Here is an 11,933-nt window from a genome sequence, read left to right as displayed (position 1 = left end):
CGCGGATGCGCGGCTTTTGCGTTTCTGCCATGAGGCGATCAGGACTGCGCCAGTTCCCGCAGCGCCGCCGTGGCGAGGAAGCCGGAGCGGGAGCTGTAGCGCTGGTCCTTGCTGACGCGGTCGTCGATGCGTTGCAGCAGGTGTTCGGGCAGCGGCGCTGAGGGATGCGCAGCAGCACAATCCACACCTGCCGCAACGGCGAATGGAGCCGCTGGAAGGCCACCTGATGAGGGTGATGGACTGGCACGGCAAGCGCTGGGTGCGCTGGAGCGACGCGGTGCGGATGATGGAAGATCAGGTGCGTTCGCTGCACTGATGTGCGTGCTTCTCGTAGGATGGCGTGGAGCGAAGCGATACCCATCGCTTCACGCTGCCGCGGGGGCGTGCCCAAAAAGTCTGTGAACGGCGACCGTTCCCAGGTGATTCCAGCAAGGTGCGGCCCTCTCACTTCCCCTCTCCCTGAAGGGAGAGGGTCAGGGTGCGGAGCACGAGAAAACCACAGCGTCAGCCGGTACGAACGGCCCCTCTCCCGCACGCGGGAAAGCGGCCTGTTCGGTGTCAGCTGGAGGCGTGACGTCAGGTGGCAAAGGCAGTTTTCCGGCACCGCAATGCGAGTCACTTCACACCCGCCGTCGACGATCTGGCGCAAGCGCTCCGCCAACATGACAGGCGTCAATATCAAATAGCCATTAGCCATTAAATTGGCATCTCCCTGCCACGAGCGAATCCGTCATGACTCTCCACCGGTACCCAGTCCAGTTGCTGGTCACTTCCCAGGACCCGGCGCTGGCGCGCCAGGTTCGTGCGTTGCTGGCAGCGTACGAACTGCCCTGCGCAGTGATGGAAGGACCGCGCAACTGCGAGCAGGCACCGCTGTGCCGATGGTTCAAGGACGCGCCCTTGAGCGATTCGGCACGCCTGCAGGCGCTGCTGGCCGATGCCATCGGGGTGCTGGAGAGAACCCGCCACGCCTTCCGTTCCCGCGAACTGGGCGAGTTGCGCCAGCGCCTGAGCGGCGCGCTGCAGGAGTTGTCGGGCCCCCGCCCGCTGGTGTAAAAAACAAACCACCCCGCGTTCCGCCGTTGCGGAAGCTGGCTTTGCCGGGCAGGACTTGTGGGCCTGCAAGACAAAGCGCCGAGTGGGTCGCCGTCGATTTCGACGGTCGACGAGCCGGCGCTTTTTTCATGCCCGACAAAAACAGCAAACCCGCAAGGAGCCGAACATGGGCCTGGGACCGAAGCTCGAGAGCGTGCTCGAGCGCATCGGCCTGTCGACGATGGAAGTCGATCAGCGCCTGAGTTACCTGGAGTGGCGCGAGGACGATGGCTGCCATCTCCACGGCCGCGCCGCCGAACTGGAAGGCTGCCACCAACGCTTCATCGAGCAGCTCTACGACCACCTGCGCAACTACCCGCCGCTGGGGGCTATCCTCGCCGAGCCGGCTACACTGGCGCGCCTGAAGTGCAGCCAGCTCGAGTACTACCGCCAGTTGTGGGACGCCCCGCAGGATGCCGACTACGTGCGCGACCGCCTGCGCATCGGGCTGGTACACCAGCAGGTGGGCGTCGAGCTGAAGTGGTACCTGGGTGCCTATCGCCTGTACCTGGACCAGATGCTCGCCGACCTGATGGGCGATGCGCCGGAAGCGAAGACCTACGCCAGCCTGCTCAAGCGGGTGTTCTTCGATATGTCGCTGGCCATCGACACCTATGGCGCCGCCCAGCGCCAGGCGTTGGAGGACAGCGAGGCGCGTTATGCCCGGGCGCTGCGTGGCGCCAATGATGGCATCTGGGATTGGGACCTGGGCAATGACCGTCTCTACGTCTCCGAGCGCTGGGCACGCATGCTCGGCCTGACCCGCGACAACCTGGGCGAAGGCAGCACCAGCTGGTTCGCCCGCGTGCACCCGGACGACCTGCCAGGCCTGCGCAAGGCCATCGACGCGCACCTGCGCGGTAGCAGCGCGCTGCTCAGCCACGAGTACCGCATCCGCCAGCGCGACGGCAATTACCTCTGGGTGCTGGCGCGCGGCGTGATCACCGATGGCCGCATGGCCGGCTCGCAGACCGATATCAGCCAGCACAAGGCCAGCGAACACCAGCTCAGCCACGCGGCGCGGCACGACCCGCTCACCGGCCTGGGCAACCGCCTGCGCCTGGACGAACTGCTGCAACAGGCACTGATGCGCCAGCGCCGCCCCGGCGCGCGCGAATCCGGCCTGCTGTTCATCGACCTGGACCGCTTCAAGCTGATCAACGACAGCCTCGGCCATGCCGTGGGTGACCGTGTGTTGGTGGAGGTCTCCCAGCGCCTGCTGCGCTGCCTGCGGCCGGGCGATCACCTGGCGCGCTTCGGTGGCGACGAGTTCGTCGTGCTGCTGGACGACCTCGCCAGCCTGGCCGACGCCGAGCAGGTCGCGCAGCGCATGCTCGACTGCCTGCGCCAGCCGCTGCATGTGGATGGCCGCACGCTGGTGGTCAGCGCCAGCATCGGTATCACCGGGCTGATGACCGACGGCCAGGCCATCGACACCCTGCAGGCCGCGGACCTCGCGCTGTACCGCGCCAAGGAGGCCGGCAAGGCGCAGTATGCGCGCTTCAGCCTGGAGCTGCAGGCTGAGGCGCAACGCCGCCTGGACCTGGAAAGCGCGCTGGCCCAGGCGCTGCGCCGCGAGGAATTCAGCCTGCACTACCAGCCCATCGTCCGCCTGGACCGCGATTCGCCGCACTGGGAAGCGGTGGAAGTACTGCTGCGCTGGAAGCACAACGGCGAATCGGTTTCGCCGCTGGACTTCATTCCCGCGCTGGAAGAGTCCGGCGAGATCGTCCCGGTCGGTGACTGGGTGCTGCGCCAGGCCTGCCGGCAAACGGCGCTTTGGCAGCGTCAGGGGCATAGAAACCTGTACTGCTCGGTCAATCTGTCGAGCCGCCAGTTGCAGCAGCCGGGCTTCGCCGCGCGGGTGCAGCGCATCCTCGCCGAGAGCGGCCTGTCGCCGCGCAGCCTGGTGCTGGAGATCACCGAGAGCCTGTTGATGCAGGACGGCGCGGAAACCCTCGCCTGCCTGCGCGAACTGGCCGCCGAGGGCGTGCGCCTGGCGCTGGATGACTTCGGCACCGGCTATTCCTCGCTGGGCTATCTCAAGCGCTACCCGCTGCACATCCTCAAGGTCGACCGCAGCTTCATCACCCGCGTGCCGGACGACCCGGAACTCAGCGCCATCTGCCGGGCGATCATCGGCCTGGGCCACAGCCTGGGCCTGGAGGTGGTGGCCGAAGGCGTGGAACGCCAGGAGCACCTCGACTTCCTCCGTCAGGAAGGCTGCCGCCACGCACAGGGTTACCTGTTCAGCAAGCCGCTGGCGCCGGAGCAACTGTTTCAGTCCCGCCTGGAGCATCAGCGATGAAGCTCAACCTGCCCATCACCGGGCGCCAGGTGGAAGTGCCGGCCAACGCCAACATCCTCTCCACTACTGACCTAAAGGGCGCGGTCACCCATGTGAACCCGGACTTTCTGCGAATCAGCGGCTTCGAGGCCGAGGAACTGCTGGGCTTCAACCACAACCGCGTACGCCACCCGGACATGCCGCCCGCCGCCTTTGCCCACCTCTGGCAGACCTTGCAGGCCGGGCGCAACTGGATGGGACTGGTGAAGAACCGCTGCAAGAACGGCGACCACTATTGGGTCAGCGCATTCGTCACACCGATCCACCATGGCGGCAAGATCGTGGAGTACCAGTCGGTGCGCACGCGGCCCGGTGCCGAGCAGATCGCCGAAGCGGAGAACCTCTACGCGCGCCTGCGCGAAGGCGCGAAACGGGGTCGCCCTCGCCTTCCGCTGATAGCGCAATTACTGCTCGGCCTGTTGCTGGCCGAAGCCGGCGGCGCCCTGCTCGCGCTACTGTCGCCCAAGCTGACGGCGCTGGCTTTCCTGCTGGCGCTGGGCGTTTCTGGCGCCTGGGTGGCACTGCGCCTGCAACCACTGCGGGCGCTGATCGTGCGGGCGCGGAAGATCGCCGACAATCCTTTGAGCCAGCAGATTTACTCGGGCCGCGCCGACGAATTCGGTGAGCTGGATTTCGCCTTCCGCATGCTGGAGGCGGAGACCGCCGCGGTGGTCGGGCGCATGGCGGACGCCTCGCGGCAACTGGCCGAACATTCCGCTGCCCTGGCCGACGCCATGGCCGGCGGCAGCGCGGCTTCGCAGTTGCAGCAACGCGAAACCGAGCAGGTAGCCAGCGCCATGCAGCAACTGGCACAGAGCGTCCAGGAAGTCGCCCGCCATGCGCAGCACAGCGCGGTGGCGGCGCAGTGCAGCGAACGCATCACCCAGTCCGGGCATCGGGATGTGCAGGGCACGCGCGGACAACTTGCCGCGCTGGAAGCCGGCGTGCGCGCGGCAAGCACGGCGGTCGAGCAGCAGAAGGAGCACAGCGAGGCGATCTCGCGGATGCTCGACGTGATCCGTGATGTGGCCGGGCAGACCAACCTGCTGGCGCTGAACGCCGCCATCGAGGCGGCACGCGCCGGGGAAAGCGGACGCGGTTTCGCGGTGGTCGCCGACGAAGTCCGCGCACTGGCCTCGCGCACGGAGCATTCCGCGCGGGACATCCAGTCGCTGGTAGGCAACCTGCAGCAGGGCGCAGAGGATTCAGTGCGAGCGCTCTGGCACTGCTGTGACCAGGCGGTGGCCAGTCTGGAGCAGGCCGGCCAGGCGGCGGGCACGCTGGAGAAGATCAGCGAGCAGGTCTCGGCGATCCAGCGCATGAGTCTGGAGATCGCCGAAGCCATCGAGGAACAAGGGGTCGCCAGCGAAGACGTGCAGCGCAGCCTGCACGCCATTCGCGGCTCGGCCGACAGCAACGCGGCGAAGGTCGGCACCTGCCAGCGCAGCGCCGCGCGCATGGCGGAACTGGCGGCGGAGCTGCGGAGGCTGGCGGAGCATTTCTGGGAGGGCAGCCGGACGGGTTAGCGCTTGGCGATGATGTACACGGCGTGGACGATGCCGGGAATGTAGCCGAGCAGCGTCAGCAGGATGTTGAGCCAGAACGCTCCGCCGAAACCGACCTGGAGGAACACGCCCAGCGGCGGCAGAAGGATGGCGATGAGGATGCGGATGAAGTCCATGCGGTGGCTCCTTGTGAGATTGCCCAATGCATGGAATGGACCGCCGGGAAGCGGAGCGGGTTCAGAGAACTTGGCGCTGGTGCATTGCGCGGCGAATGGCATCGGAGATCGCATGCCCGCCGTTGATAACGGTTTCAGCGGGTAGACAATCGCGGACGAAGTCCGCTCCTACGCACCCGGGGGCATCGGCGCTGGTCCCGCGCGCAGGAGCGGACTTGGTCCGCGATGATTCGGTCCGCGGGGGAGCGGCCGGTTCGCGAGCAAGCTCGCTCCTACAAAGAGCAACACGCGTCAGAGGAACCAGCGATATTCCCGCGCGCTGACTTCGTTCATGAAGTCCAGGTGGTCGTGGCGCTTGTTCTCGCAGTAGACGAAGACGAACTCGCTGCCCAGGCCTTCCTTCACCGCCGGGTGGTCTTCCATCTCGGCGACGGCGCCAAGCATGTCGCGGGGGAAGTCGATGCCGCTGGAGCGGTCTTCGTTGAGCGGCGGGATCGGTTCCTGGCGAGCCTCCAGGCCGTGTTCCATACCAGTGAGGATCGCCGCCAGCACCAGGTACGGGTTGGCATCCGCGCCAGCGAGGCGGTGTTCGATGCGCAGGTTCCTGCCATCGGACTCGGGGATACGGATGCACGCATCGCGGTCTTCGAATCCCCAACTGGCCTTGCTCGCCGCGTTCACGCGGGAGCCATAGCGGCGGTAGGCGTTATGGTTGGCAGCGAAGATCGGCATGCAGTGCGGCAGCAGTTCCAGGCAGCCGGCCACCGCGTGGCGCAGCGCCTGCTGGTTGTCGCGATCGAGCAGGTTGTTGCCGTCGCGGTCGTAAAGGCTGACGTGCACGTGCATGCCGCTGCCCGGAGCATGCAGGTACGGCTTGCTCATGAAGCTGGCGCGATAGCCGTGCTTGAGCGCGACGCCACGGGTGGCGCGGGTGAACAGCGCGGCCTGGTCGGCGGCGTGCAGGCCGTCGTCGCAGTGGGCGAAGTTGATCTCGAACTGGCCCGGGCCGATCTCGGCGGTGATGACGTTGGCGTCGACGCCCTGCTCGCGGGAGGCTTCGACGATTTCATGGAGCACATCGGAGAAGCGCGACAGGCGCTCGATGTGCATGTTCGGCTGGTCATCCTCGTCGTCGCACAGCGGGTCGCGCGGGTATTGCGGCAGACCGGCGTCGAGCTTCCTGTCGAACAGGTAGAACTCCAGCTCGAAGGCCACCACCGGGCGGATACCCTTGGATTCCAGGCGCTGCATGACGCGAGCGAGCACTTCGCGCGGTTCGAATTCGATGGGCGCCTCGGTGCCGTCGGAGCTGATCAGCATCTGCCCCAGCGGCTGGTTTTCCCAGCGCACCGGCTTGAGCGAACCGGGGATCAGACGGCGCGGCGCATCCGGGTCGCCGTCGTTGAAGCAATAGTCACCGATGGGGTGCAGGCCACCCTGCACGCCCAGCAGGACGCAGTTCTGCGGCAATTTCAGCGGGCTGCCGGCGGCGACCTTCTCGAGCATGTCCACGGGGTAGCGCTTGCCGTAGAAGTGGCCGGGAATGTCCAGGCAGATGAGGTCGACGTAGCGGGTGTCCGGGTATTGCTGGCGGAAGGCGCGGACTTCGCTGAGCAGGTCGGGATGCATCGGGCGGTTCATGATTTCTATAGGGCCTTTGTGCGGGGCGCGGCCGGATCGTTTTCCTAAACCAACCCTCGCGGGCTGGCTTGGGAAATCAGGTGAAGATCCAGAGCACCCTTGTCGGTTTGTCGGTGAGGTTGCCGTAGCGGAACTGGCTGTGCGGCGGCAACTGGAAACTGTCGTTGGGATAGAGGGTGACGGTATCGTCCTCGTACCAGATGGTCAGCTCGCCTTCGAGGACGAAGCCGCCCTGCTCCGAGCTGTCGTCCAGGTGGCCTTCGCCGCTGGTGGCACCGGGGGCGAGGATGCTGTCGAGCACGGAGAAGCCACCGGACATGTTCGGCGAGGCGAGGATGTCGGTGACGCCACCGGCGTAATACAGGGTGCGGCGGTCGTTCGGGCGGGTCACCCAATCACGCTCGCGGCGGGTGTCGCCGGCGTAGAAGTAGGTGGTCGGCACGCCCAGGGCTTCGCTGATGGCGGTGAGGTCGGCGACCGTGGGTTGCGACAGGCCGCGCTCGACCTGGGAAAGGAAGCCCACCGAGCGGCCGATCTGCTCGGCCAGCTCGCCCAGGGTGAGATTCTTGTGCTTGCGCAGGTCGCGGATCAGCGTGGCAAGGTGGTCATTGGCAACCGTCTGGGTCATGGCGAAATCCGATTCAGATGAAATCCCGCAATCGATACCAGGCCTTGCCGACGGCTTCCAGTGGCGCGGCGAAGCGCTGGCCGCCGGGGAACCCGGGATTGCGGATGCGTTGATAGAGGTCAAGCTCGTCGCAGCGGCCGAACATGGCTTCGCTCACGGCGTGGGCGGCAGCCAGGCTCGGCAGCACGCCGTGGCCGGAATAGCCCTGCAGCCAGTAGAGATCGCCGCGCCGGCCGATGTCCGGGGTGCGCCGCATGCTGCAGTCGATGTGCCCGCCCCAGGCGTATTCCAGTTCCACGCCCTTGAGCTGCGGGAATACCCGCTCGACATAGGGCCGCGTGGCGGCGCGTATGTCCGAGGGCATGCCGCCCAGGTAGGTGCAGCCTCCACCGAACAGCAGGCGATGATCGGGGGTCAGGCGGAAGTAGTCGAGGACGAACTGGTTGTCGGTAACGCAGCAGTTTTTCGGCAGCAGCGAGCGGGCCAACTCCTCGCCCAGCGGTGCCGTGGCGACCTGGTAGGTGCCCACCGGCAGGATGCGTTCGGAGACGTCGCGGTCGAGGCCGTCGATGTAGGCGTTGCAGGCCAGCACCAGGGAAGCGCAGCGCACGCTGCCATGTTCAGTGGTGACTTCGTAGCCACCAGAAGTTTCACGGAAGCTCAGTGCGCGGGTCTGCTCGAAGATGCGGCCACCGGCGCGCTCGATGGCGCAGGCCAGGCCGTAAGCCAGCTTCAACGGGTTGAGGTGCGCGGAGTTCGGGTCGTACAGGCCGGCCTGGTAGCGGTCGCTGGCGATCCACTGCGGCAGGTCTTCACGGGGGATGAATTGCAGGCCTTCATAACCCCAGCGGCGATTGGCTTCGGCCTGCCAGTCGTAGAGCGAACCGACCCGGCGTTGCAGCACGGCGGTCCACAGGTGGCCGATGCGGTAGTCGCAGTCGAAGCCGTGGCGTTGCGGCAGGTCGCGCAGTTCGTGGGCGGCCCAGAGCATGCCCTGCCACAGGCGCAACGCGCCTTCGTGGCCAAGGTCGTCCTCGATCGGGCCAAGGTCGCTGGACCAGCCCGGCAGCGCTTGCCCGCCGTTGCGTCCGGAGGCCGCCCAGGCGATGCGGCTGGCCTCGATCATGCAGACCTGGCGGCCGCCTTCGACCAGTTGCAGCGCCGTGTGCAGGCCGCTGAAGCCGGCGCCGATCACCAGGACTTCGCACTCCAGCGGTTCGCGCAGCGTATCGCGCGGCTGGATCAGCTCGGGGTTGGCGCCGGCGTAGTAGGTGCCGACGGGTTCGGGCGAACGCAGGAACATCGCGACCTCGTGAAATTTTTCTGATTATTTTTCATGAAAAATAACAGAACAAATTTCATAAGGCTAGCCCGTCGCGTTTTCACGGGACGGGCTGCAAGTCAAACCGTCAGGATGACAGCACCGCTGCGCTGCTCTGCTCCTCGCGCTTCTGCTTCACGCTGACCACCACCACCAGCGCTACCAGAATGCCGGCAAGAATGGCCGAGGAGCCGATGGTGCCGAAGTCCAGCCCGCCCTTCTCGTGGGACTTGGTCAGCACGTCGCCCAGGGTCGCGCCGAACGGACGGGTCAGCACGAAGGCCACCCAGAACAGCAGCACCGAGGACAGCTTGGTGAAATAGTGCAGCGCCACCACCACGGCGATCAGGCTGCCGATCAGCAGTGCGCCGCCGGCAAATCCCAGGCCCGAGTCGTCGGCGAGGAAGTCGCCCAGCGCGGTGCCCAGGGTGTTGGAGAAGAGGATGGCGATCCAGTAGAACATCTCGCCCTTGAAGCTGCGAATGTTGTCCACCGACAGCGAAGTGCCGCTGAAGCGCCACAGCGCGAAGATCGCCACCAGGATACTGATCAGGATCGCCGAGCCGGTGGCGTAACCGAGCCCCAGGGTACGGTCCATGAAGTCCGACATGGTGGTGCCGGCGGTGCTGGTGGAGAGGATCACCAGCCAGTACAGCCAGGGCACGTAGCGCTTGCTGGCGAGCTGGCCGACCAGGGTGACGAGGAACAGGCTGATGAGGATCAGCGAGCTGATCGCATAGCCGACGTTGAGGGTCATCGACAGCAGGTCGCCGGCGGTTTCCCCCAGGGTGGTGGCGCAGATCTTCATCACCCAGAAGGCCAGGGTGATCTGTGGCAGTTTGTTGTTCACGGGTTTGTCTCCGGAAATGAGTGGGATCGACGCGTGCCCTTGATGACAAGGTGCGTCGATGCACCCCGGAGTTGGCGGTCTCCCCCGATAACCCCTGGCGCATGCTCGTGGAGACTGAAGGCGGCGCAGTGAAGAAAGGGTCAAGCCGGTATGAAAAATCCATTGGCCAATTTCGCTTCTGCGCCGGCCGACGGATGACAGATCAGGTTCAGTTGCTATGGTTTCAGGTGGGGGCGATGCGCCCGAGGACCGCTTCACTTCGCGCGTGGCGCATGGGGATAGGGATGAATCAGATGATCAAACCGCAACCGTACTGCAAGAACTGCCGCCTGGCGCCGCCGACGCTGAGCGACGACAAGGTCCAGGAACTGGAGGCGATCATCAAGCCGGGGCATCTGCTGCACAAGGGGGATTTCGTGTTCCGCCAGGGCGATCCGTTCCATAGCGTGTTCCTGGTGCGCTCCGGTTCGATCAAGACCTTCACCACCAACGAGCAGGGACTGGAGAAGATCACCGGCTTCTACTTCGCCACCGAGATCTTCGGCTTTTCCGGCATGGGCGAAGGCAGCTACCCGGTATCGGCGCAGGCTCTGGAAAGCACCCTGTGCAGCGAGATTCCGTTCAGCCAGTTGGAGGAGCTGTCGCTTCAGATACCGGGGCTGTCGCACCAGATCATGCTGATGATGAGCCGCAAGATCCGCGAGGATCAGCAGATGAAGCTGCTGCTCTCGCGGCTCAATTCGGACTCGCGCATCGCGGCCTTCCTGCTGAACATTTCCGCGCACTTCCGCGAGCGCGGCTTTTCCGCCACGCGCTTCCGCCTGAGCATGTCGCGCAACGAGATCGGCGACTACCTGGGGCTGGCGGTGGAGACCGTATCGCGCAGCTTCACCCGCCTGCAGAAGCACGGCCTGCTCCGGGTGGATGGACGGGAAACGGAGATCGTCGACTTCACCGAGCTGTGCGCGCTGGCCGGGGGTGAGGTCGAGCTCTGAGTTCGCGGCGAGATTGGTTCGCGAGCAAGCTCGCTCCTACGAAGAGCATCGGCGAGCGCCGGCAATCGCGGGGGAACGGCGCCCCCTGTAGGAGCGAGCTTGCTCGCGAACCGCCCAGTCACCTGTGTTTCCCAATAGCCCCTCACCCTAACCCTCTCCCCCAGGGAGAGGGCTGGGGTGAGGGAAGCCCGAGCAGCAGCCCTTCCCCGCAACCCCGATCAAGTCCCGATCACTCCCCCATCATCCTTGGTGATCACCAGCGTCGTGGAGCGCGGGATGCTCCTGCCGTCGCTGGCCGGGAAGCTGATAGTCGGGTGCTGGATGTTCACCCACAGGGTCTTGCCATCAGGCGTCTGGGTGATGCCGGTCAGCTCGCAACCGCGCGGGCCGACCAGGAAGCGCCGCACCTCGCGGCTGTGCGGGTCGGCGCAGAGCAGCTGGTTGCAGCCCATGGCCTGCATCGGCGCTTCGGCGTCGTCATAGTCGGTCTCGATCCACAGTCGGCCCGCGGTGTCGAAATACAGTCCATCAGGCGAGGAAAAGATATCGCCGTTGATGGTGCCGATCAGGTTTTCCGGTGCGTCGGCGCCTTTGTGCTCGCCAGCCAGCAGGAAGATTTCCCACTCGAAGGTGGTGGCGGTCGGATCACCGCCAGCCTCGTTCCAGCGCAGGATCTGCCCGTGCAGGTTGTCCTTGCGCGGGTTGGCCGCGTCCACCGGCTGCTTCTTGCCGCGCCCGTCGTTGTTGGTGAGGCTGACGTACACCTCGCGGGTGGCCTGCTGTACGGCGACCCATTCGGGGCGGTCCATGGGCGTGGCGCCGAGCTTGTCGGCGGCGGCGCGGGCGTTGACCAGCACCTCGGCCTGACTGGGGAAGCCGTTCTCGGCGGTCAGGCCGTTCTGCCCATGCACCAGCGGCAGCCACTGGCCGCTGCCGTCAGCGTTGAAGCGGGCGACGTAGAGGGTGCCTTCGTCCAGCAGGTCGCGGTTGGCGGCGCGGTTGTCCGGGATATACGTGCCGGCCGGAACGAACTTGTAGATGTACTCGCCCTTGGTGTCATCGCCGTAATAGAAAGCCATCCGGTTGTCGGCGCCCAGCGACAGGGTCGAGCACTCGCGGCAGAAGCGGCCCACCGCGGTACGTTTTTTTGGCGTGGACGTCGGGTCGAACGGGTCGATCTCCACCACCCAGCCGAAGCGGTTCGGTTCGTTGACGTGGCCGCCATGGGGCTGGTCGGCCTTGGGCGTGGCGTCGAAGCGCGCGTCCACCGCCTCCCAGGCGTAGTAGTTGCTGAACTGACCGTTGGACAGGCCGTAGCGCTTGTGCGCAACGCGCTTGGCGTAGTCGGCCTTGTCGCGGTTGACGAAGTACTGGT

Annotated in this window: 10 protein-coding genes and 1 pseudogene; 4 read left to right on the top strand and 7 right to left on the bottom strand. The window is 65.9% G+C overall.

The window, feature by feature from the left end; genetic code table 11:
• Positions 1-38: 38 nt before the first annotated feature.
• A pseudogene (locus C167_RS34070) lies at positions 39-161 on the bottom strand (type II toxin-antitoxin system HicB family antitoxin); the annotation flags it as partial.
• Positions 162-732: 571 nt separating this feature from the next.
• On the opposite strand from C167_RS34070, the gene C167_RS0101910 reads away from it, so the two are divergent.
• The 3 genes from C167_RS0101910 (at position 733) to C167_RS0101900 (ending at position 4,968) form a co-directional block, all read left to right on the top strand.
• Positions 733-1,056, top strand: a complete 324-nt coding sequence (locus C167_RS0101910; protein WP_017516592.1) for a hypothetical protein — start codon at positions 733-735, stop codon at positions 1,054-1,056.
• A 166-nt stretch (positions 1,057-1,222) separates the two neighbouring features.
• The gene (locus C167_RS0101905; protein ID WP_017516591.1) at positions 1,223-3,403 is read left to right on the top strand and encodes a putative bifunctional diguanylate cyclase/phosphodiesterase; all 2,181 of its coding nucleotides are present in this window, start codon (positions 1,223-1,225) and stop codon (positions 3,401-3,403) included.
• Positions 3,400-4,968 carry a PAS domain-containing methyl-accepting chemotaxis protein gene (locus tag C167_RS0101900; protein WP_017516590.1) on the top strand — a complete coding sequence of 523 codons (1,569 nt, stop codon included), beginning with the start codon at positions 3,400-3,402 and terminating at the stop codon, positions 4,966-4,968. The genes C167_RS0101905 and C167_RS0101900 overlap by 4 nt, the downstream gene beginning before the upstream one ends.
• Here the strand turns inward: C167_RS0101900 and C167_RS33505 are convergent.
• From C167_RS33505 to C167_RS0101875, 5 genes are all read right to left on the bottom strand, one after another.
• Entirely contained in the window at positions 4,965-5,123 is a 159-nt protein-coding gene (locus C167_RS33505) for a YqaE/Pmp3 family membrane protein (protein ID WP_017516589.1), read from the bottom strand. The two genes, C167_RS0101900 and C167_RS33505, sit on opposite strands and share 4 nt — an antisense overlap.
• 291 nt (positions 5,124-5,414) lie before the next feature.
• On the bottom strand, positions 5,415-6,764 hold the full coding sequence (locus C167_RS0101890; RefSeq protein ID WP_026078742.1) for a glutamine synthetase family protein: 1,350 nt from the start codon (positions 6,762-6,764) through the stop codon (positions 5,415-5,417).
• A 76-nt stretch (positions 6,765-6,840) separates the two neighbouring features.
• On the bottom strand, positions 6,841-7,392 hold the full coding sequence (locus C167_RS0101885) for a helix-turn-helix domain-containing protein (protein ID WP_017516587.1): 552 nt from the start codon (positions 7,390-7,392) through the stop codon (positions 6,841-6,843).
• Between the two features lie 13 nt (positions 7,393-7,405).
• On the bottom strand, positions 7,406-8,695 hold the full coding sequence (locus C167_RS0101880; RefSeq protein ID WP_017516586.1) for an NAD(P)/FAD-dependent oxidoreductase: 1,290 nt from the start codon (positions 8,693-8,695) through the stop codon (positions 7,406-7,408).
• Between the two features lie 106 nt (positions 8,696-8,801).
• On the bottom strand, positions 8,802-9,521 hold the full coding sequence (locus tag C167_RS0101875; protein WP_051167932.1) for a hypothetical protein: 720 nt from the start codon (positions 9,519-9,521) through the stop codon (positions 8,802-8,804).
• A gap of 335 nt (positions 9,522-9,856) precedes the next feature.
• On the opposite strand from C167_RS0101875, the gene fnr reads away from it, so the two are divergent.
• The gene (gene fnr, locus C167_RS0101870) at positions 9,857-10,558 is read left to right on the top strand and encodes a fumarate/nitrate reduction transcriptional regulator Fnr (RefSeq protein WP_017516584.1); all 702 of its coding nucleotides are present in this window, start codon (positions 9,857-9,859) and stop codon (positions 10,556-10,558) included.
• A gap of 218 nt (positions 10,559-10,776) precedes the next feature.
• Here the strand turns inward: fnr and C167_RS0101865 are convergent.
• Positions 10,777-11,933: PhoX family protein (locus C167_RS0101865; RefSeq protein WP_017516583.1), on the bottom strand; the 1,157-nt coding region annotated here is incomplete at its 5' end.

The sequence above is a fragment of the Pseudomonas nitroreducens TX1 genome, from assembly GCF_000313755.1.
Classification (GTDB): domain Bacteria; phylum Pseudomonadota; class Gammaproteobacteria; order Pseudomonadales; family Pseudomonadaceae; genus Pseudomonas; species Pseudomonas nitroreducens_A.
This window is presented reverse-complemented; position numbering and strand designations above follow the sequence as displayed.

Bases quoted from the DNA above. Each gene is read 5' to 3' on its own strand.
- C167_RS0101910 (WP_017516592.1), top strand. From the start codon at position 733: ATGACTCTCCACCGGTACCCAGTCCAGTTGCTGGTCACTTCCCAGGAC.
- C167_RS0101875 (WP_051167932.1), bottom strand. From the start codon at position 9,521: ATGAAGATCTGCGCCACCACCCTGGGGGAAACCGCCGGCGACCTGCTG.
- C167_RS0101885 (WP_017516587.1), bottom strand. From the start codon at position 7,392: ATGACCCAGACGGTTGCCAATGACCACCTTGCCACGCTGATCCGCGAC.
- C167_RS0101890 (WP_026078742.1), bottom strand. From the start codon at position 6,764: ATGAACCGCCCGATGCATCCCGACCTGCTCAGCGAAGTCCGCGCCTTC.
- C167_RS0101880 (WP_017516586.1), bottom strand. From the start codon at position 8,695: ATGTTCCTGCGTTCGCCCGAACCCGTCGGCACCTACTACGCCGGCGCC.
- C167_RS0101905 (WP_017516591.1), top strand. From the start codon at position 1,223: ATGGGCCTGGGACCGAAGCTCGAGAGCGTGCTCGAGCGCATCGGCCTG.
- fnr (WP_017516584.1), top strand. From the start codon at position 9,857: ATGATCAAACCGCAACCGTACTGCAAGAACTGCCGCCTGGCGCCGCCG.
- C167_RS33505 (WP_017516589.1), bottom strand. From the start codon at position 5,123: ATGGACTTCATCCGCATCCTCATCGCCATCCTTCTGCCGCCGCTGGGC.
- C167_RS0101900 (WP_017516590.1), top strand. From the start codon at position 3,400: ATGAAGCTCAACCTGCCCATCACCGGGCGCCAGGTGGAAGTGCCGGCC.